The 21,076-nt window shown below is 64.5% G+C and carries 18 protein-coding genes; 10 read left to right on the top strand and 8 right to left on the bottom strand.

What is annotated here, in order from left to right; translation table 11 throughout:
• Positions 1-9 precede the first annotated feature (9 nt).
• From prsR to grxD, 10 genes are all read left to right on the top strand, one after another.
• The gene (gene prsR / locus Q8Q80_RS08495; protein WP_305632500.1) at positions 10-1,359 is read left to right on the top strand and encodes a PEP-CTERM-box response regulator transcription factor; all 1,350 of its coding nucleotides are present in this window, start codon (positions 10-12) and stop codon (positions 1,357-1,359) included.
• Between the two features lie 53 nt (positions 1,360-1,412).
• Complete coding sequence (gene prsT / locus Q8Q80_RS08500; protein ID WP_305632501.1) at positions 1,413-4,175, top strand: XrtA/PEP-CTERM system TPR-repeat protein PrsT; 2,763 nt, start codon at positions 1,413-1,415, stop codon at positions 4,173-4,175.
• Between the two features lie 22 nt (positions 4,176-4,197).
• Positions 4,198-5,478 carry a nucleotide sugar dehydrogenase gene (locus Q8Q80_RS08505; RefSeq protein WP_305632502.1) on the top strand — a complete coding sequence of 427 codons (1,281 nt, stop codon included), beginning with the start codon at positions 4,198-4,200 and terminating at the stop codon, positions 5,476-5,478.
• 7 nt (positions 5,479-5,485) lie between these two features.
• Entirely contained in the window at positions 5,486-6,541 is a 1,056-nt protein-coding gene (locus Q8Q80_RS08510; RefSeq protein ID WP_305632503.1) for an SDR family oxidoreductase, read from the top strand.
• 2 nt (positions 6,542-6,543) lie between these two features.
• A complete protein-coding gene (locus Q8Q80_RS08515) occupies positions 6,544-7,440 on the top strand; it encodes a lytic transglycosylase domain-containing protein (RefSeq protein WP_305632504.1) in 897 nt (298 codons plus the stop codon).
• Positions 7,433-8,194, top strand: a complete 762-nt coding sequence (locus Q8Q80_RS08520) for a serine protease (protein ID WP_305632505.1) — start codon at positions 7,433-7,435, stop codon at positions 8,192-8,194. Before Q8Q80_RS08515 ends, Q8Q80_RS08520 begins: the two co-directional genes overlap by 8 nt.
• Positions 8,195-8,295: 101 nt before the next feature.
• Positions 8,296-9,567 (top strand): glutamyl-tRNA reductase, encoded by a 1,272-nt coding sequence (gene hemA, locus Q8Q80_RS08525; RefSeq protein ID WP_305632506.1) that lies wholly within the window; start codon positions 8,296-8,298, stop codon positions 9,565-9,567.
• A 69-nt stretch (positions 9,568-9,636) separates the two neighbouring features.
• Complete coding sequence (gene prfA / locus Q8Q80_RS08530) at positions 9,637-10,722, top strand: peptide chain release factor 1 (RefSeq protein ID WP_305632507.1); 1,086 nt, start codon at positions 9,637-9,639, stop codon at positions 10,720-10,722.
• A 38-nt stretch (positions 10,723-10,760) separates the two neighbouring features.
• On the top strand, positions 10,761-11,579 hold the full coding sequence (prmC, locus tag Q8Q80_RS08535) for a peptide chain release factor N(5)-glutamine methyltransferase (protein WP_305632508.1): 819 nt from the start codon (positions 10,761-10,763) through the stop codon (positions 11,577-11,579).
• Positions 11,580-11,703: 124 nt separating this feature from the next.
• Positions 11,704-12,015, top strand: coding sequence for a Grx4 family monothiol glutaredoxin (gene grxD / locus Q8Q80_RS08540; RefSeq protein ID WP_305632509.1), 312 nt, complete (start codon positions 11,704-11,706; stop codon positions 12,013-12,015).
• A 90-nt stretch (positions 12,016-12,105) separates the two neighbouring features.
• On the opposite strand, the gene Q8Q80_RS08545 is transcribed toward grxD, so the two are convergent.
• The 8 genes from Q8Q80_RS08545 to cysT form a co-directional block, all read right to left on the bottom strand.
• Positions 12,106-12,657 (bottom strand): RBBP9/YdeN family alpha/beta hydrolase, encoded by a 552-nt coding sequence (locus Q8Q80_RS08545; RefSeq protein WP_371132728.1) that lies wholly within the window; start codon positions 12,655-12,657, stop codon positions 12,106-12,108.
• 59 nt (positions 12,658-12,716) lie between these two features.
• Positions 12,717-14,861 (bottom strand): carboxy terminal-processing peptidase, encoded by a 2,145-nt coding sequence (locus Q8Q80_RS08550; protein WP_305632510.1) that lies wholly within the window; start codon positions 14,859-14,861, stop codon positions 12,717-12,719.
• A gap of 339 nt (positions 14,862-15,200) precedes the next feature.
• On the bottom strand, positions 15,201-15,836 hold the full coding sequence (locus Q8Q80_RS08555) for a peroxiredoxin (RefSeq protein WP_305632511.1): 636 nt from the start codon (positions 15,834-15,836) through the stop codon (positions 15,201-15,203).
• A gap of 239 nt (positions 15,837-16,075) precedes the next feature.
• Positions 16,076-17,083 carry a sulfate ABC transporter substrate-binding protein gene (locus Q8Q80_RS08560; protein ID WP_305632512.1) on the bottom strand — a complete coding sequence of 336 codons (1,008 nt, stop codon included), beginning with the start codon at positions 17,081-17,083 and terminating at the stop codon, positions 16,076-16,078.
• 231 nt (positions 17,084-17,314) lie between these two features.
• Positions 17,315-18,250: a CysB family HTH-type transcriptional regulator gene (locus Q8Q80_RS08565; RefSeq protein WP_305632513.1), complete on the bottom strand. Its 936-nt coding sequence runs from the start codon at positions 18,248-18,250 to the stop codon at positions 17,315-17,317.
• Positions 18,251-18,277: 27 nt separating this feature from the next.
• Complete coding sequence (locus Q8Q80_RS08570; RefSeq protein ID WP_305632514.1) at positions 18,278-19,342, bottom strand: sulfate/molybdate ABC transporter ATP-binding protein; 1,065 nt, start codon at positions 19,340-19,342, stop codon at positions 18,278-18,280.
• Positions 19,339-20,223: a sulfate ABC transporter permease subunit CysW gene (gene cysW / locus Q8Q80_RS08575; protein ID WP_305632515.1), complete on the bottom strand. Its 885-nt coding sequence runs from the start codon at positions 20,221-20,223 to the stop codon at positions 19,339-19,341. Before cysW ends, Q8Q80_RS08570 begins: the two co-directional genes overlap by 4 nt.
• A complete protein-coding gene (cysT, locus tag Q8Q80_RS08580) occupies positions 20,223-21,059 on the bottom strand; it encodes a sulfate ABC transporter permease subunit CysT (protein WP_305632516.1) in 837 nt (278 codons plus the stop codon). Before cysT ends, cysW begins: the two co-directional genes overlap by 1 nt.
• Between the last annotated feature and the right edge of the window lie 17 nt (positions 21,060-21,076).

Below are 21,076 nucleotides of genomic sequence, written 5' to 3' on the forward strand. Positions count from 1 at the left end.
GGGAGTGACATGGCAGACAAGGGGCGGACACTGTTGATCGTCGAAGACGATCCGGCGCTGCAGAAGCAGATGCGCTGGAGTTTCGATGACTACGAAGTCGTACTGGCCAGCGACCGCGAATCGGCGCTGGCTCAGATCAGGCGCCACGAACCTTCCGTGATCACGATGGACCTCGGGTTGCCGCCGGCGCCCGACGACGTGACCGAAGGCATGGCACTGCTCGGCGAAATCATGGCGCTTGCGCCGCAGTCCAAGGTCATCGTGCTGACCGGCCAGAACGACCGCGCCAACGCGCTGCGGGCGATCGGCATGGGCGCCTACGATTTCTACGCCAAGCCGTTCGAGCCTGACATGCTCGCGCTGCTGATCGAACGGGCATTCCGACTGCACGATCTGCAGTCGGAAAACATCCGGCTGGCCAACCAGCATCTGGGTGTCGAAGGGCGATTCATCACGCGTGACGCGGACATGCTTCGCGTGTTGCGGACGATCGAAAAGGTATCGGCCACGCGCGCCACGGTGCTGCTGCTCGGCGAAAGCGGGACCGGCAAGGAGGTCCTGGCGAAGACGTTGCACGACCGCTCGGATCGGGCGAACGAGCGCTTCGTGGCGATCAACTGCGCGGCCATACCGGACAACCTGCTCGAAAGCGAACTGTTCGGCTACGAGAAGGGTGCCTTTACCGGCGCCACCAAGCAGACGCCCGGCAAGATCGAGGTCGCCAACAAGGGCACGCTGTTCCTCGACGAAATCGGCGACCTGCCGGGTGCGCTCCAGGCGAAGCTGCTGCGCTTCCTGCAGGAACGCGTCATCGAACGTCTCGGCGGTCGCGACGAGATTCCGATCGACGTGCGCGTGGTCTGCGCCACGCACCAGGATCTGCAGGCACTGATCGGTGAAGCGCGGTTCCGTGAGGATCTGTATTACCGCCTGGCGGAAATCGTCGTCACGATTCCGCCGCTGCGCGCACGCGAGGGCGATGCCGCGCTGCTTGCACATTCCTTCGCGAAACGGTTTTCCGGCGAGCAGGGGCGCAGCGCACTGACGCTGTCACGCGAGGCCGTTGCCGCGATCGAGGCACACAAGTGGCCCGGCAATGTGCGCGAACTCGAAAATTGCATCAAGCGGGCGACCATCATGGCCGATGGTAGCCAGATCACGGCGGCCGATCTCGGGCTCAAGCCGGCCGATCAGGAGGACGCTTTTTTCAATCTGCGGCAGATCCGCGAAGAAGCCGAGCGACGCGCTGTCGTCAGCGTGCTGGCGCGGGTGGATGGAAACATGGTCAAGGCGGCCGAAGTGCTCGGAGTCAGCCGTCCGACCCTCTATGACCTGATGAACCGTTTCGGTTTGCGCTGAAAGCGCTAGGAGTATCTGTCTTGAATCGATTTCTACCGCGTGAACGCGTCCCGATGAGCCGCCTGGCGGCGGCCTTGTGTTGCGTGGCGCTGCTTGCGGCATGCGACAAGAACCTGCCGCCTGCAGAACTTGTCACCGAAGCGCGCGCTGCCATCTCGCGCAACGATTATCAGACGGCGTCCATTCAGCTCAAGAACGCCTTGCAGCAGGATGCCGGCAACGCCGCCGCACGCTACGAACTCGGACGCGTCCATTTCAAGCAGGGTGACATGCCGTCAGCGATCAAGGAGCTGCAGCGAGCGCGCGAATTGAACCATGACGAGGGAGAGGTCGTTCCCCTGCTGGCGCGTGCCATGGTGGAAAGCGGAAGCTTCGTCGATGTCATTTCGAATTTCGCGTCGACGAAAATGCCCACGCCGCAGTCCGAAGCCGATCTGAAGGCGGCGCTCGGCTATGCGTATATGGCAACCCGGAACAATGAAGCGGCGGCGGCGACTTTCGATCAGGCGATCGCCATCGACAGTCAGCATCTCTACGCCAGTCTCGGCAAGGCGAGGCTGGCTGCGGTCACCAGGGACGTCGATGGTGCGCGTCGATTGCTCGACAACGTGATTGCTGCCGACAGGGCCGACGAAAATGCCTGGTTCCTCGACGCCGAGTTGAAGACCGCAAAGGGGCAGTCCGACGAGGCGCTGGCGTCCTATCGAAAAGTCTATGAAATCAAGCCGGACAATGTTCGTGCGCGCTACATCGTCGTGCACGCACTCGCCAACCAGGACAAGTTCGCCGAAGCCCGGGCCGAGCTCGCAGAATTGAAGAAGGCGGTTCCCAAAGCGCCTGAAGCGTTGTATCTGGAAGGCTTTCTGCTGGTCAAGGAACGCAAGTTCCCCGAGGCACGGCAAACGCTGAGCAAGCTGCTGGCAATTGCGCCGGACTATGTTCCGGCACTCGGCATGGCGGCCCTGACCGAATTCGAGCTGAAGTCGTACGCTCAGGCCGAACAGTTCGGCGAAAAGGTGTTGGCCGCGGGTGGCGACTCGCTGTTCATCCGCAAGATATTGATCGGGTCGTATCTGCAGACGGGGCGTATCGCGAAGGCGCAGCAGACCCTGGACCCGCTGTTGCAGAAGCTCCCCGAAAACGCCGAAGTACAGGCGCTGGCCGGACAGGTATTTCTGATGGCAGGGGATACCGAAAGAGCCGAAAAGGCCTTCTCGGCATCTGCCCGCCTCAAGCCGGATGACTCGGCGACCCAGTCCAGACTGGGCCTGAGCCGCCTGGCGGCAGGCGATCGCACGGGCGGCATCGCCGCGCTGGAGAATGCAGTACGCCTGGAGGCGGATGACACGCGCCCCGATGTCCTTCTGATCGTGGCACATCTGCGCAATCGCGACGCGGACAAGGCACTCGTCGCAATCGACGCACTGGAAAAGAAGAAGCCGGGCGACCCCATGACGCCGAATCTGAGGGGGACGGCCTACCTGTTGAAGAAGGACTCCGCCAAGGCCCGCGAGAGCTTCCAAAAGGCGCTTGAAATAGAACCGTCATTCTTCCCGGCAGCATCCAACCTTGCCCGGATGGATTTGCTGGACAAGGACGCGGCCGCTGCCGAGTCCCGCTTCCGCAGCATATTGGCGAAGACGCCACAGCATCCGGATGCGCTGCTCGCGCTGGCCGGCTTGAAAGCACGCACCAAGGAAGGCGCGCCAGAAGCCGTGCAGTTGCTTGATCAGGCGGTGAAGGCAAACGCCAAGCTGGTGGCGCCGCGCATAGCGCTCGTCCAGTTGCTGTCTGTCATGGGAGAAAAGAAGAAAGCGCTGGCGGCTGCAAACGACGCCGCGCTGGCCTTGCCGGACGACACGCAAGTGCTTGAATTGCTTGCATCGACCCAGGCGCTCGCCGGAGAGACCGACGCAGCGATTCTGACGCAGGAAAAGCTGGTCGCGCGTTCGCCGTCGAGCGCGCAGCCGCTGCTGCGTCTGGCCGCTACACAGATGGTCGCAAAGCGCGAATCCGAAGCGCTTCAGAATGTACGCAAGGCGCTGACACTGGAGCCCAGGTCGCTGGATGCGCAGAACATGCTGATGTCAATCCACCTCGATCGTGGCGCGCTTGATGATGCATTGAAGGTCACGCGGGACATTCAGCGCCAGAATCCCGATCTGGCATTGGGGTATGCGATGGAAGGTGAAGTGCTCGCCAGGTCGGGCAAAACTGACGCGGCAGTGAAGCCCTATCGCGAGGCGCTTGCGCGTGAGCGCAACGCACGCAACGTCGTAAGGCTGCACGGCGCGCTCAGTCGTTCGAGCAATGGCGCTGCGGAGGCGAAGGCTGTCGTGGATGGCTGGATGAAGGACAAACCGGAAGACAACGCCGTGCCCGCCTACCTTGCGGAGTACGCGCTGTCCCAGAAGCACTATGACGAGGCCAGCCAGCGTTATGAAGCGCTGCTCAAGCGCGTGCCGAACGATCCCATCGTCCTGAACAATCTGGCCTGGCTGGCTGCGCAGCGCAATGACAGCAAGGCGATGGACTACGCCGAGCGGGCCTATGCGGCGTCGCCCGACAATCCGGCCGTGCTCGACACCTACGGCACCATCCTGTTCGACAGCGGTGATACCGAACGCGGCCTGACGATGCTGAAGCAGGCCGTCGCCGCCGCTCCGGCCGCACACGATCTGCGACTGAATCTCGCACAGCGGCTGGTCAAGGCAGGCAGGAAATCGGAAGCACGCAAGGAACTCGAACCCCTGGTGGCACTGGGTGACAAGTTTACGCGATCGGCGGAAGTGTCCGAACTGATGAAGAATCTTTGATCTTGAATTGGGGAATAGTGCGATGACGACAGTTGCCGTGATTGGCCTGGGCTATGTGGGGCTGCCGCTGGCGGTCGAGTTCGGGAAGAAGATGCCGACCATCGGCGTGGACATGTCGGCCGCCAAGATTGCGGCCTACCGGGAATTCTATGATCCGACCGGCGAGGTCAGCCCGGAGGACCTGCGGGCTGCGACGCAGCTGACGGTGAGTACCGACGGGGCGGCGCTGAAGGATGCGGATTTCATCATCGTCGCCGTCCCGACGCCGGTCGATGATGCACACCAGCCTGACTTCTCGCCGCTGGTGGGGGCTTCCGAAACCTGCGGTCGCCACATGAAGCGCGGCGCTACCGTGGTGTTCGAATCGACCGTCTATCCGGGGGCGACGGAGGAAATGTGCATTCCGGTCATCGAGAAGTTTTCCGGCTTCAAGTGGCCGCAGGATTTCAACGTCGGCTATTCGCCCGAGCGCATCAACCCGGGCGACAAGGAACGCACGGTCACCAAGATCGTCAAGGTGGTGTCGGGCGACAGCCCGGAAACGCTGCGCAAGGTGTCGGATCTGTACAAGAGCGTCATCACCGCCGGCGTGTATGAAGCGTCCAGCATCAAGGTGGCCGAAGCCGCCAAGGTGATCGAAAACACGCAGCGCGACCTCAACATCGCCTTCGTGAACGAGCTGGCCATCATTTTCGGCAAGATGGGCATCGATACCGAAGAAGTGCTGCGTGCCGCCGGCACCAAGTGGAATTTCCTGCCCTTCCGTCCGGGTCTGGTCGGCGGTCACTGCATCGGCGTCGATCCGTACTACCTGACGCACAAGGCCGACATGCTGGGCTACCACCCGCAGGTCATCCTGGCCGGCCGGCGCATCAACGACGGCATGGGCAAGTATGTTGCCGAGCAGACGGTCAAACAGCTCATCCGCAGCGGCGCGTCGGTCAAGGGCGCCAGGGCGCTGGTACTCGGCCTCACCTTCAAGGAGAACTGTCCCGATCTGCGCAATTCGCGCGTGATCGACGTGATCCGCGAGCTCGAAACCTACGGTATCGAAGTGCTGGTGCATGACCCGGTTGCCGAAACGAAGGAAGCCGAGCACGAATACGGCGTGACGCTGAAGGCGTGGGACGAGCTGCCGAAGGTCGAAGCCATCGTGGCCGCCGTGTCGCACAAGGAATTTTCTGCCCGCCCGCTGAGCGATTTCGTGTCCAAGCTGAAGCCGGGTGGCGTCGTCGCCGACATCAAGTGCCAGTTCGATGCCGAGGCGCTGCGTGCGCAGGGCGTCGCGGTATGGCGTCTGTGAGTCCGGCGTGACGCAGTTGTCCGCACTCCCCCAAGGCGTCGTCGCAGCGCTGTCGGCGCAACCGCGCCGCTGGCTGGTGACCGGTGCCGCCGGCTTCATCGGCTCCCATCTGGTCGAAGTGCTGTTGCAGGCGGATCAGCAGGTGGTGGCGCTCGACAACTTCTCGACCGGTCACCAGCGCAACCTCGACGAGGTGCTGGCCGGCGTAACGGCTGCGCAACGTGCCCGGCTCGAGTTCGTGCGCGGCGACATCCGTGATCTGGCCACCTGTGCGCCGGTCTGTGCCGGCGTCGATGTGGTGCTGCATCAGGCCGCGCTCGGCTCGGTGCCGCGATCGCTGGCCGATCCGCTGGCGACGCACGATTCGAATGTCAATGGCTTCCTGAACATGCTGGTGGCGGCGCGCGATGCCGGCGTGTCGCGCTTCGTCTATGCGGCGTCCAGTTCCACCTATGGCGATTCGCCGACGCTGCCGAAGGTGGAAGACGTCATCGGCCGGCCGCTGTCGCCGTACGCCGTCACCAAATACGTCAACGAACTGTATGCCGATGTGTTCGGTCGCTGCTACGGACTGCAGTGCGTCGGTCTGCGCTACTTCAACGTGTTCGGTGCGCGCCAGGATCCGGAAGGCGCCTACGCGGCGGTGATTCCGAAATGGGCGCGCGCGCTGCTGCTGGGTGACACCGTGCGCATCAACGGCGACGGCGAAACCAGTCGTGATTTCTGCTACATCGACAACACGGTGCAGGCCAATCTGCTCGCCGCGCTGACGACGCGCGCCGACGCCGTGAACACCGTCTACAACGTGGCGGCGCACCGCCAGACGACGCTGAACCAGCTGTTCGACGCCATGCGCGCCGAACTCGTCGTTCGCTTTCCCGACATCGCAAAGGCGCAGGCGCAGCACCAGGACTTCCGCGCCGGCGACGTGCGTCATTCGCTGGCCGACATCGGCCGCGCGCAGACGCTGCTGGGTTACGTACCGAGTCACGATGTCAGTCGCGGTCTGGCCGAGGCGATGGACTGGTACATCGCGCGCTTTGCACCGGTTGCGGCGGCCTGATCATGAGCGCCTGGCTGCGTCGCAGTGTTCGGTTTGCCATCGCGTTGTGCGCCGCGGCGCCTGCGTTCGCACTCGAACCGGAGGCGGTCGCCCGCTCGTTGCTCGCCGAAGCACGCCTGTTCGAACACGGAGAGGGCGTCAGTCGTGACCCGGCGCGTGCGGCGGCGCTGTACTGTCAGGCGTCCAAGCTTGGCGAAGCCGAAGCGCAGTTCAACCTGGCCTGGATGTACGCCAATGGTCGCGGGGTCGAGCGCGACGATGCGCTGGCCGCCACCTTCTTCGACCTGGCCGCGCGGCAGGGCCACGAGCACGCGCAGCGCATGCTGCGTTTCACCGGTGAGCCGACGCGCGAGCTGCCGGACTGCATGCGCGACCCGCCGGAGCCCGAGCCGGTTGCGGTGGCCGGCATCGCCCCCGATCTCGAAGCCGCCTTCGGCACCACGCCGGACCGGCGCAAGGTGATCGAAATCGTGCGCGAACTGGCGCCGACTTTCGACATCGATCCGCATCTGGTGCTGGCGGTCATCGGCACCGAGTCGAATTTCAACCCGAAGGCGAAATCGCCGAAGAACGCCCAGGGCCTGATGCAGCTCATCCCGGAAACGGCGCAGCGCTTCAATGTGCGCGATGCCTACGATCCGGTGCAGAACATCCGCGGCGGGCTGGCCTATCTGCGCTGGCTGCTGGCCTACTTCGAAGGTGATGTCGAACTGGCCACCGCCGGCTACAACGCGGGCGAGGGCGCGGTCGACCGCTACAAGGGCGTGCCGCCGTACCGCGAAACCCGCGAATACGTGAAGCGCATCCGCAGCCTGTTCAACAAGCCGGACCATCCCTACGATCATCGCGTCACCACGCCGTCGCCGGTGTTGCCGAAGATCGTGTCGCGCCGTGGCTGACGCCGGGCGTCGTCTCGCCTGCGCGGCGCTGCTGTCGGCGCCGCTGCTGGTGCGTGCTGCACTGCCCGACGCCATTGTCCGCATCAAGCCGTCCATCGTCGTCGTCGGTACGCTGATGCGCTCGCGTGCGCCTGCCTTCGAGTTGAAAGGCACAGGTTTTGCCGTCGGCAACGGCACGCTGATCGCGACCAATGCGCATGTGGCGAGCGTGAAGCTCGACGACGAAAAGTTCGAAATCCTGTCGGTGCTGGCGCAGGTCGATGGCAAACCGCAGATACGCGAAGCGCGCATCGTGGCCTCCAGCCCCGAACATGACCTCGCGCTGCTGCTGATCCAGGGCGCGCCGTTGCCGGCGCTTGCGTTGGGCGATTCGTCCCGGGTGGGCGAAGGCCAGTCGATCGCGTTCACCGGTTTCCCCATCGGCAGCGTGCTGGGCTTCACCCCGGTCACCCATCGCGGCATCGTGTCGGCCATCACCCCCATCGTGATTCCGGTCGACAACGTAAGCCAGCTCAACGCGCCCAACCGCAACCGGCTTGCGCGCGGCAGCTTTCCGGTGTTCCAGCTCGATGCCACGGCCTACCCGGGCAATAGCGGCAGCCCGGTATTCGACCCGGACACCGGCGAGGTGATCGGCATCATCAACATGGTGCTGGTCAAGGCCGGCAAGGAAAGCGTGCTGGCGCAACCGAGCGGAATCACCTACGCCATCCCGGCGTCGCACCTCGCTGCCATGATTGCCGCGCAACGCTGAGCTGCGGCCGGTCTGGTGCGGCGACGGCCACTGTTATAATCTGCGCGCCTGATGGTGTCGTCCCGACCCGTCGGCGTTCACGCAGGCGTCGTTCCCCGTACATGTCCCTGTTTGCGTTTGGTCTGAATCACCACACCGCTCCCCTTGCGGTGCGCGAACGCATGACCTTTCTGCCGGAAGCGCTGCCGGACGCACTGGGTGAGCTGACCCGTGGCCGTCCGGTGCAGGAAGCCGCCATCCTGTCGACCTGCAATCGCACCGAACTGTACTGCGCGACCAACGATCCGGACTGTGCGCTCGACTGGATGGCGGAATACCACCGCATCGCGCCATCCGACATCGCGCCCTATGTATACAGGCTGGAGCAACCCCAGGCGGTGCGCCACGCCTTTCGCGTGGCGAGCGGTCTCGACTCCATGGTGCTCGGCGAGCCGCAGATTCTCGGCCAGATGAAGCAGGCGGTGCGCGTCGCCGAAGACGCCGGCACGCTGGGTGCGCTGCTGCACAAGCTGTTCCAGCGCAGCTTTGCAGTGGCCAAGGAAGTGCGCTCGACGACCGCGATCGGCGCCAACATCGTATCGATGGCCGCCGCCGCCGTGCATCTGTCGGAACGCATTTTCGGCAGCCTGTCGTCGCAGCGCGTGCTGTGCATCGGCGCCGGCGAAATGATGGAACTGTGTGCCGCCCACTTCGCCGGCTGTACGCCGCGCAGCATGGTGATCGCCAACCGCACGATCGAGCGCGCGCAGGCACTGGCGCAGCGCTTCACCCGGGCTGACCTGAAGGTGGAGGCGGTGAAGCTCGACGAGATCGGCGAACGGCTGTCCGAATTCGACGTCGTGCTGTCCTGTACGGCCAGTCCGCTGCCCATCATCGGGCTTGGTCTGGTGGAACGTGCGCTGAAGGCGCGCCGGTACCGCCCCATCGTCATGGTCGACCTGGCGGTGCCGCGCGATATCGAAGGCGAGGTCGGCAAGCTCAACGACGTGTTCCTCTACACGGTCGATGATCTGGCGCAGATCGTCGATTCAGGTCTGGAATCGCGGCAGGCGGCCGTGGTCGAGGCGCAGGGCATCATCGATGCGCGGGTTGCCAACTTCCTGCAGTGGGTACAGGCACGCGAAGCGGTGCCGGCCATCCGCGCGCTGCGCGGTCACGCCGAAGACATGCGCATGCTGGAGCTGGAGCGCGCACTGCGCGCCCTGACCCGCGGTGAGGCGCCTGACCGCGTGCTCGACACGCTGTCGCGCAACCTCACGAACAAGCTGATGCATGGCCCGACCCGTCTGCTCAACGAAGCCCCTTCGGAAGCGCGCGGCCAGATCGAGGACCTGGTGCAGCGCCTGTATCCGCTGCACGACCGCGAAGGTTAGCGGCGGCGGCCGCCCGCCCGTCTTGCCCCGGCTATACCCGGCGTCTCCATCCTTTTCCGAACGTCCCGCATGAAACCGCGCATCGCCGACAAGCTCGAACACCTGTCGCAACGTCTGGCCGACCTCGATGCCGCGCTGTCCGATCCTGACGTGACGTCAGACATCGACCGCTACCGCCGCTTCACCTGCGAACACGCGGAGCTGACGCCGGTGATCGCGCTGTATCAGGCGTGGTGCAAGGCGCGCGACGACGCCGACGGCGCGCGCGCGATGCTGACCGATCCCGACATGAAGGAACTGGCCCAGGCGGAAATCGACCAGTCGGCCAGCGACATGGCACGGCTCGAGGCCGATCTGCAGCGCGCCCTGTTGCCGAAAGATCCGGACGACGGTCGCAACGTGTTCCTTGAAATCCGCGCCGGCACCGGCGGCGACGAATCGGCGCTGTTTGCAGCCGACCTGTTCCGGATGTATTCGCGCCACGCCGAACGCTGCCGCTGGAAGGTCGAGATCGTATCCGCGAGCGAATCGGACCTGGGCGGCTACCGCGAAATCATCGCGCGCGTGGCCGGCGAGGGCGTCTATTCGCGGCTCAAGTTCGAATCCGGCGGCCACCGTGTGCAGCGCGTGCCGGTCACCGAAACGCAGGGCCGCATCCACACCTCCGCGTGCACGGTTGCCGTGATGGCCGAGGTGGATGAAGTGGCCGAGGTCGACATCAACCCGGCCGACCTGCGCATCGATACCTTCCGCGCGTCGGGTGCCGGCGGTCAGCACATCAACAAGACCGATTCGGCGGTCCGCATCACCCACGTGCCGACCGGCATCGTCGTCGAATGTCAGGACGACCGCAGCCAGCACCGCAACAAGGCGCAGGCGATGGCCGTGCTGGCAGCGCGCATCCGCGACGCGCAGGTGCGTGCGCGCGACAGCCAGATCGCCTCGACCCGCAAGAGCCTGGTTGGCAGCGGTGACCGCTCGGAGCGCATCCGTACCTACAATTTTCCGCAGGGCCGCATCACCGACCACCGCATCAACCTGACGCTGTACAAGATCGACGCCATCATGGACGGCGACCTGACCGAACTGCTCGACGCGCTGGCGCATGAACACCAGGCCGAACAGCTCGCGCAACTGGCGGAGGAAGGCGTGTGAAGCGGTTTTCGCCGCGTGGTGCCGGGTAGAGGATTGCGATGACGCTGGACGACTGGTTACGCAGCGCCCGTACCCGCATCGACAGCCGGGATGCGCAGGTGCTCGCGGCGCATGCACTGGGCTGCGACCGTGCCGGGCTGATCGCGGGCGGCCGCATGGTGCTGGCCGCGGCATCGGTCGCGGCGCTTGATGCGCTGCTCGAACGGCGCGCGTCGGGTGAGCCGGTGGCCTATCTGGTCGGGCGACGCGAGTTCTTCGGGCTCGACCTCGCGGTTGCACCCGGCGTGCTGATCCCGCGACCGGACACCGAATTGCTGGTCGAACTGGCGCTGGCGCGCATCCGTGATCTCGACGCGCCGCGTGTGCTCGACGCCGGAACCGGCTCTGGCGCCATCGCGCTGGCCATCAAGGCGCATTGCCCGCAAGCGCAGGTTTCGGCACTCGACCGTTCGGACGTCGCGCTGCGGGTTGCGCGCGGCAACGCGCAGCGATTGGGGCTTGAAATCGGATTCTTCGCCTCGAACTGGCTCGAAGCCGTGAACGGTCACGAATTTCATTGCATCGTGTCGAATCCGCCGTACATTCGGGTTGGCGACGAGCACCTTGCGCAAGGCGATCTGCGCTTTGAACCTGAAGCGGCGCTGGTCGGCGGCGCCGACGGGCTGGACGACCTGCGCCGTCTGTGCGGCAGCGCGCCTGAAAGAATCGCGCCAGGGGGCTGGTTGCTGTGCGAGCATGGGTACGATCAGGCGCCCGCTGTACGTGCGCTGATGCGCTGCGCCGGGCTGACCGATGTAAGCTCCTGGCGCGACCTCGCCGGCATCGAACGTGTCACCGGCGGGGTGATGTGCCGATGATTCGCGCAGCTGAGTGGATCGATTCATGCGGCAGATGAATGTGTCGCCTCGTCCGGCCCGATTTCGCCCGGTCTGCGTCATGCGCAGCAGGGATTTTGACTTGACCCTTTGAAAGGAAAACACCATGAGCGTCCAGGAACAGATCAAGGAAACCGTCACGAGCCACCCGGTGGTGCTCTACATGAAGGGCACGCCGCAGTTTCCGCAGTGCGGCTTTTCGGCCACGGTGATCCAGATACTGAAGCACGTCGGCGTGCAGAACCTGCACACGATCAACGTGCTGGAAGATCCGGAAATCCGTCAGGGCATCAAGGAATACGCCAACTGGCCGACCGTTCCGCAGCTCTACGTGCGCGGCGAATTCATCGGCGGCTGCGACATCGTCAAGGAAATGTTCCAGTCCGGCGAACTGCAGAAGGAGTTGGAAGGCACCTGATGGAACGCACCTGAGGGAAGGAATCCGGGGGCATCACGTCCAGGCAGGTGCCTCAAAGGGCAGGCATGTGAGCCGGACCGTCTGCCGGCGTCAGTCCTGCAGCGATCCGGTCATGACCGGCGCGCTCGCCTGAAGCTGGCGGAACAGTTCGAGTCCTTCCGGCCACGCGCCGTGGCCGGATTCGGTATTGACGTGCCCCGCCTCGCCCAGGTCGACGAGGCGCGCGCCCCATCTGTCGGCCCAGTGAGCCGCCGACAGGAACTTCATCCACGGATCGTTGCGACTCGCCGCCAGCACCGTCGGGAAGGGCAAAGGCGTGTCCGGAATGCGCGCCGTGATGCCGAACCTGTCCGGACTGGCCGGTGCAACCAGCAGCGCGCCGGCAATCCGGTCGGCGACGCGGCGGGCGGCGACCACTGACGCGAGGCATCCGAAGCTGTGCGCCACCAGCCACACCGGCCTGGCCTGCGAGACGATGGCGTGTTCGACCCGCCCTGACCACACGTCGATGTCAGGCTGGGTCCAGTCGTCCTGTTCGACGCGCTGTGCGCCGATCAACGCCTCGACCCATGTCTGCCAGTGCGACGGCCCGCTGCCGTTGAGTCCCGGCACGACAAGCACCGGGCTCACCATTCCACTCATTTCCATCTTCCTCGCTGTGACACGTGGCCCGCGGATCGGGCCGGTCATGTCATTTCAGGTCACTGCGCGGGTGCGACGCCGGCTGTGGCCTTGCCGTTGCGCGCGAGTTCCGTTCCCGATTTCGTCAGGCTCGCCATGTCGCCCATGATGTGTGCCGCTTCCTCGAGCAGCACGTCGCGCGCTGCCTTGCGTGACTTTTCAGCAGCCAGCTCCGCGCTCAGGCTGCGCTCGCCGGCCTGCAGTCCGTCATCGCGCGGCAGCGCCGGCCCGTCGGTGTCACCATCGACGGCAGCCTTGGAAAGCGAACGCGCTTTCAGCCGGGCTTCCTGTGCTTCGCGTTCCTTGCGCCGCTCTTTTTCATTGAGCGAGATTTCGGTGCGCTTGCGGATGGCTTCGACTTCGGCGATGTCTTCCAGCAACTCCCGGTAGCCGGCGTCGTTGGCCACCCGGACGCTGTGTCGCGTGGTCAGGGCCGGCAGCAATTCGCGCGTGCTGCCCACCGGCTTGAAGTCGGCCGGTTCGATCTGCGTCCAGGGCAGCGCGTTGTCGTAGCTCGATTCGCCGAAGCGCTCGCGGTCGGCAAACGACGCCAGCGGGATGTCCGGCGTCACGCCGCGCAGCTGCGTCGTGCCGCCTGACACGCGGAAGAACTGGGCGACGGTCAGCTTCAGTTCGCCATAGGTCGGCTTTTCGCTTTTCGCCATTTCATCCATGTCGAGCAAGGTCTGCACCGTGCCCTTGCCGAAGCTCTGTTCGCCGATGACGATGCCGCGACCGTAGTCCTGGATCGCCGAGGCGAAAATTTCGGACGCCGACGCCGACGCGCGATTGATCAGCACGCCAACCGGACCGTCCCACGCCACGCCGGGGTCGCGGTCCTGCTCGATGCGCACCTGTCCCTTCGGGTTGCGCTGCTGCACCACCGGGCCGCGATCGATGAACAGGCCGGTCAGCCGCACCGATTCGTCGAGCGAACCACCGCCGTTGTTGCGCAGATCGATCAGCACGGCGCCGACATTCTCCGCCTTCAGTTCGGCCAGCAGCTTCGCCACATCGCGGCTCGCGCTGCGATAGTTCTCATCGTTCTTGTGACGGGCGTCGACGTCCTGGTAGAAGGTGGGCAGCGTGATCACGCCGACCTTCTGCTTTACGTCGCCACCGACTTCGATCACCGATTTGGCGGCTGCCTGCTTTTCCAGCCTGATCGTGTCGCGCACCAGCGTGATCCGCTTGTGCTTGCCGTCCGGGCCGGCATCCGCCGGCAGGACATCGAGCACCACCTTGGTGTCCTTGTTGCCACGGATCAGCTGCACGACGTCATCCACCCGCCAGCCGAGCACATCGGCCATCGGGGCGTTCTCGTCCTTGGCCACGCCGGCGATGCGGTCACCGATCGCGAGCTGCTCGGAACGCGCCGCCGGGCCGCCCGGCACCAGTTCGCGGATGGTCACGTACTCGTCGCGTTCCTGCAGCACGGCGCCGATGCCGACCAGCGACAGCTTCATCGTGATGGCGAAGTCGGCCGATGCGCGCGGGCCGAGGTAGCTGGTGTGCGGTTCGATCGATTCGGCGTAGGCATTCATGAACAACTGGAACACGTCGTCGCTTTTCGAGCGCGCGGTATGGGCCATCGCAAGGTCGTAACGCTTGGTCAGCGTGTCGCGGATCGCCGCATCGTCCTTGCCGGCCAGTTTCAGGCGCAGCCAGTCGTTCTTGACCCGCTTGCGCCAGATTTCCTTCAGTTCCGCCTCCGAACTCGCCCACGGCACGTCGGTACGCACATAACGATAGCTGTCCGGCTTGCTGAAATCGAAACCGCCGGCCAGCAGCACGCGCGCATCGGCCAGACGTTCGCGCACCCGTTGCGAATAACGGGTGAATATGGCGAACGGGGCTTCCAGCCGTTGCTGCAGGATGGCGTCGTCGAGCAGCGTGCGCACCGCGCCGAAGGTGTCGATGTCCGACTGCAGGAAATAGATGCGCTCCGGATCGAGCGTCTTCAGGTAACGATCGAAAATCTTGACCGACAGTGCGTCATCGAGCGGTACGTTCTGATAGTGAAAACGCGACAGCAACTCCGCGCTGGCCTGTGCCGCCAGCGCGTGCGCCTCGACCGGCCGCAGTGGCGGGGCCATGGTGGCGGTGCTGGCAGCCTGCGCCGATGTGGCCAGTGCAAATACTATCCAGAAGGTTTTCAGTTTCATCAGGCGTACTCCGGGGCGAAGATCGAACAATGTCTGCGGACGTCACGTACAGACCCCTGTTCAGGGCAAATCGTTCGGAAATAGGCTTGAAGCCGCCCCCGAACCCTGCATTCCCATGTTACCCACGGCTACGGCCTTACGGGGCGGGCAGATGCCTCATCTGCCACTTTGCCGGGTGAAAGACATGTGTCGCCGCGGCATCGGTGAAACCCCCGCCATCCCGGCGCGCCGAGAGCGCTGGTGACAAGCGTTGTTCCAGGTGTCTTGTGCAGGGCGTGCAAGGAAAAACGCCCGGTCTGCACCGGGCCTTCCTGCCGCTGCATTCCGCCTTCCTTGCGCCTATTTCGGCTGTGGCGTCAGCCTCAGGTAGGGGCGCACTGCCTTGTAGCCGGCCGGGAAGCGGCGCGCGATTTCTTCAGGGTCCTGCAGCGAGGGCACGATGACCACGTCGTCACCGTGCTTCCAGTTGCCCGGTGTCGCCACCGAATGCTTGTCGGTGAGCTGCAGCGAGTCGATGACACGCAGCACTTCGTCGAAATTTCGACCCGTGCTGGCCGGGTAGGTGATGATGAGGCGCACCTTCTTGGCCGGATCGATGATGAACAGCGAACGCACGGTCAGCGTGGCGTTGGCATTCGGATGGATCATGTCGTACAGCTCGCTGACCTTGCGGTCGCCGTCGGCGAGGATCGGGAAGTTGACGGTGGTGTTCTGCGTGTCGTTGATGTCGGCGATCCAGCGCGTGTGCGACTCCACCGGATCGACCGACAGCGCGATGGCCTTGACGCCGCGCTTGTCGAATTCGCCCTTGAGCTTGGCGGTGAGGCCCAGCTCGGTGGTGCACACCGGCGTGAAATCGGCTGGGTGAGAGAACAGCACACCCCAGTTTGAGCCCAGCCATTCGTGGAAGCGGATGGTGCCGGCGCTGGATGCCTGTTCGAAATCGGGGGCGATGTCGCCCAGTCTGATGGTCATGGTCTATCTCCTTTGCAGTTCATTTCAGGGTGGCGCAGGATCGCCGGCGCAGCCTGGCCAGAATCGCTGCGTCTGTCTGTTGCCTGCCGCTCCCATCATGCGCCCGGGCGGCGGATTGCCCTGCGCGTTCTTCAGCCATCCGGACGCGCTTGCGCGGTGCGGCCATGGGCCTTGGAGAGCCGCCGGGCGGGAGGCTCGACGGGACTGCCCTGGATGAACAGGATGGACATGAAGGTGGATCACTTGACGGTGATCTGGTCGAACACGCCGCCGTCGGAGAAGTGTTCCTTCTGCGCCTTGTCCCAGCCGCCGAACACGTCGTCGATGCTGAACAGCGACACCCTGGCGTACTGCCCCGAATACTTTGCTGCAACGGTCGGGTCGATCGGCCGGTAGTAGTGCTTGCCGGCAAGGTCCTGGCCTTCCGGTCTGTACAGGTATTCCAGGTAGGCGGTTGCCACGGCACGGGTGCCGCGCTTGTCGACCACCTTGTCAACCACGCTGACCGGCGGTTCGGCGAAGATGGAAATCGACGGCGTGACCAGATCGAACTTCTCCGGGCCCAGTTCCTTCACGGCCAGATAGGCTTCGTTCTCCCACGAAATGAACACGTCGCCGATGCCGCGCTCGGCAAAGGTGGTCAGCGAACCGCGGGCACCGGAATCGAGCACCTTCACGTTGGCGAACAACTTCCTGACGAACTCCTTGGCCGTGGCATCCGAACCGCCCGGCTGCTTCAGTGCGTAACCCCACGCCGCGAGGTAGTTCCAGCGTGCGCCGCCCGAGGTCTTCGGGTTCGGCGTCACCACCTCTACGCCCGGCTTGGTCAGGTCGTTCCAGTCCTTGATGCCCTTGGGGTTGCCCTTGCGCACCAGGAACACGATGGTCGATGTGTAGGGCGAGGCGTTGTGCTTGAGGCGCTTCTGCCAGTCGGCCGGAATCAGCTTGCCCTTCTCATGCAGCGCACCCACGTCATAGGCGAGTGCCAGCGTGACCACATCGGCTTCCAGACCGTCGATGACAGCGCGGGCCTGCTTGCCCGATCCGCCGTGCGACTGCCTGACGGTGACGGTGTCGCCGGTCTTCGCCTTCCAGTGCTTGGCGAAGGCGGCGTTGTAGTCCTGATACAGCTCGCGCGTCGGATCGTAGGACACGTTGAGCAGCGTGATGTCGGCCGCGATGGCCGAGCTGGCGAGCGTGCTGCCGAGCAGCAGGCTGGCGGCGATGTTTCTCAGGGTGTGGCGCATTTTTCTGAACTCCGTAGGGGTAGTGACGGATCGCACTTTAGGCGGCGCTTCGGGCGGTGCGAACCAATTAGATCTGCATTGCTTTGCGCGCATTCCATGCAAAGCTTATGCACCGCAGGGCGACCGGTCCGCACGCAGGATTGGGTATCTGCGTGGCAGCTGCGCAATGAAAGAAGCCCCCTGCAGCAGGTGCTGAAGGGGGCTGGTTCCGCGCTGACGTGCGCCGTAGGGTCAGTCTTCCGCTGCCCCGGGTTTGAGGGCGGCCTTGACGGTCACTTCGTTCAGCGACGGCTCGCACAGTTCGATGAAGCGGTAGGCGTAGCCACGCAGGTAGTGCTTGCGGCGCAGTGCGATCAGGCTGGTGTTGGCGGCGAACAGATGGTCGCTGTCGAGCAGGCGCAGCCCGGTGTCACGGTCCGGAGTGAAGGCGACCGAGGCGACGATGCCGACGCCCAGCCCGAGTTCCACATAGGTCTTGATCACGTCGGCGTCGAGTGCCGACATGACGATGTCGGGCAGCAGGCCGGCGCGCGCAAAGGTGGCGTCGATGCTCGATCGGCCGGTGAAGCCTTCGTGATAGGTCACCACCGGATGTTCGGCGATGGCTTCCAGCGTCAGCGGCGACACACTTTCGAGTGGATGGCCGGCCGGCACGATCGCCGCGTGATGCCATGAATAGAACGGGAAAGCCACCAGTTCGGGCGCGCCGGCCAGCGTTTCGGTGGCGATGCCGATGTCCGCCTCGCCGTCGTTGAGCAGTTCGACGATTTCACCCGGGCTCGCCTGCAGCAGCACCAGGTGTACCTTGGGGAACAGCCGCTTGAACTCGGTCACCACGCGCGGCAGCGCATAGCGTGCCTGGGTATGCGTGGTGGCGATACGCAACTGGCCCTCGTCGCGGCGGGCGAATTGTTCCGCCAGCCGCTTGATGTTGCCGGCGTCGAGCAGCATGCGTTCGACGATCTCGACCAGTTCGCTGCCCGGGTCGGTCAGGCCAAGCAGGCGCTTGCCCTTGCGCACGAAAAGCTCGATGCCCAGTTCGTCTTCAAGGTCCTTGATGTGCTTGCTCACGCCCGACTGCGAGGTGAACAGCGCGTTGGCGACTTCGGTCAGGTTGAATTGCCGCCTGACCGTTTCGCGGATGATGCGAAGCTGCTGAAAATTCATGATGCGTGTCTTTCCTGAAATTCGGAGTCAGCGCGCAAAGACGCGCAGTTGCGACGGCAGCAGCCGCACCGGCTGGCCCTCCTGCAGTCCCAGCTCCTCGACTCGAGTGCGCGTCATTTCGACTTCGAAGTGCTGGCCCGACATGCCGTTCAGGCCGTCGAGCTCGACCCACGCCGTCACGCCGAACGACAGCACGCGGGCGATGCGTGCCGACACGCCGGCGGTCGATGCCGGGTCGATGACGATGTCCAGCTCGTGTGGGCGGGCGAAGGCAACGACCTCGTCGCCCTGACTGAAGTCGTTGACACGATGCGGCAGGATATCGTCGCCGATGCGTACCGTACTGCCGTCGATGCGCCCATGGAACGGATTCACCGCACCGAGGAAGCCGTAGACGAAGGGCGTCGCCGGGTGACGGTAAACTTCTTCGGGCGTGCCGATCTGCTCGACCTTGCCGTGGTCCATCAGCACGACGCGGTCGGCGACTTCGAGCGCCTCTTCCTGGTCGTGCGTGACGAAGATCGACGTGATGTGCAGTTCGTCGTGCAGGCGGCGCAGCCAGCGGCGCAATTCCTTGCGCACCTTGGCGTCGAGTGCGCCGAACGGCTCGTCGAGCAGCAGCACGCGCGGTTCGACCGCCAGAGCGCGGGCCAGTGCGATGCGTTGACGCTGGCCGCCGGACAGCTGCGACGGAAAGCGGTCGGCCAGCCAGTCGAGCTGCACCAGCTTGAGCAGGTCATGCACCTTGGTGCGGATCACCTTTTCGCTGGGGCGCTCGGCACGCGGCTTCATGCGCAGGCCGAAGGCGACGTTGTCGAACACATTCATGTGTCGGAACAGTGCGTAGTGCTGGAACACGAAGCCGACATGGCGCTCGCGCACGTGGGTGTCCGAGGCGTCTTCGCCGTCGAGCAGCACGCGGCCGCTGTCGGCGAACTCCAGGCCGGCGATGATGCGCAGCAGCGTGGTCTTGCCGCAGCCGGACGGGCCGAGCAACGCGACCAGTTCGCCGGTCGGAAAGTCGAGCGACACGTCGCCCAGCGCCACGAAGTCGCCGAAGCCCTTGTGGATGTTCTGTACCTGGATGCTCATGATTTTTCCCCGGTCATTGCCGCTTGATGTTCGATCCACGTCTTGATGCCCAGGGTCACCAGGGCCAGCAGCGCCAGCAGCGATGCCACAGCGAAGGCGGCGGCAAACTGGTATTCGTTGTAAAGAATTTCGACGTGCAACGGCATGGTGTTGGTCAGCCCGCGGATGTGGCCCGACACCACCGACACGGCGCCGAACTCGCCCATCGCCCGCGCATTGCACAGGATGACGCCGTACAGCAGGCCCCATTTGATGTTGGGCAGGGTGACATGCCAGAAGGTCTGCCATCCGTTCGCCCCCAGCACTACCGCGGCTTCTTCCTCTTCCTTGCCCTGCGCCTGCATCAGCGGAATGAGTTCGCGCGCCACGAAGGGAAAAGTGACGAAGACCGTCGCCAGCACGATGCCCGGTACCGCGAAGATGATCCTGATGTCGTTGTCGGCCAGCGAGGAGCCGAACCAGCCCTGGGCGCCGAACACCAGCACGTAGATCAGGCCGGCCACCACCGGCGATACCGAGAACGGCAGGTCGATCAGCGTGATCAGCACCTGCTTGCCCGGAAACTCGAACTTGGTGATGGCCCACGCGGCGGCCACGCCGAAACTCAGGTTCAGCGGTACCGCAATGGCCGCCGCAATCAGCGTGAGCTTGATGGCCGACAGCGCATCCGGCTCGATCAGCGCAGCAAGATAGGTGTCCCAGCCCTTGCGGAATGCCTCGACGAACACCGCAATCAGCGGCATCAGCAGGAACAGCGTGAAGAAGGTCAGCGAAATGCCGACGATCGTCCATTTGATCCAGGTCGGCTCGCGGGTGGCCGAGCGCGTTTCGAATCTGGCGGCATGATCGACCGCGGCGTGCAGCGACGTGACGGCAGCCATCAGCGGTCCCTCCCGGTTACCTTGTTGGTCCAGGCCTGCAGACCGTTGATGGTCAGCAGCAGGATGAAGGACAGCACCAGCATCACCACCGCGATCGCGGTCGCACCGGCGTAGTCGTACTGTTCCAGCTTGGTGATGATGATCAGCGGGGTGATTTCGGACACCATGGGAATGTTGCCGGCGATGAAGATGACCGAGCCGTATTCACCCACGGCGCGGGCGAAGGCCAGCGCGAAACCGGTCAGCAGTGCCGGCAGCAGGATGGGCAGCGTCACGTAGCGGAAGGTTTGCCAGCGGCGTGCGCCCAGACTGGCGGCCGCTTCTTCCAGTTCGGTATCGAGGTCCTCGAGGATGGGCTGTACCGTGCGCACGACGAAGGGCAGGCCGATGAAGATCAGCGCGACCAGCACACCGAGCGGGCCGAATGCGACCTTGATGCCGAATTCACCTTCGATCCACTGGCCCAGCCAGCCGTTCCTGGCATACAGCGCAGTCAGCGCGATGCCGGCCACCGCGGTCGGCAATGCGAACGGCAGGTCGATCAGGGCGTCGACCAGCTTCTTGCCCGGAAAGCTGTAGCGCACCAGCGACCAGGCGAGCATCAGGCCGAACAGCGCATTGATGGCGGCAGCCAGCAGCGACGCACCGAAAGTGAGCTTGTAGGTGGCGACCACGCGGGGCGCGGTCACGACGGCCCGGAATTCAGCCAGTCCGAGTTCGGTCGTCTTGATGAATACGGCAGACAGCGGGATCAGCACGATCACCGACAGATAGAACAGCGTGTAACCGAGCGTGAGATTGAAGCCGGGCAGCACGCGCCGGGTGCTCCGGCTCACGGTCGTCGCCCCGATGT

Origin of the sequence: Methyloversatilis sp. (genome assembly GCF_030698125.1) — a bacterium.
GTDB lineage: Bacteria > Pseudomonadota > Gammaproteobacteria > Burkholderiales > Rhodocyclaceae > Methyloversatilis.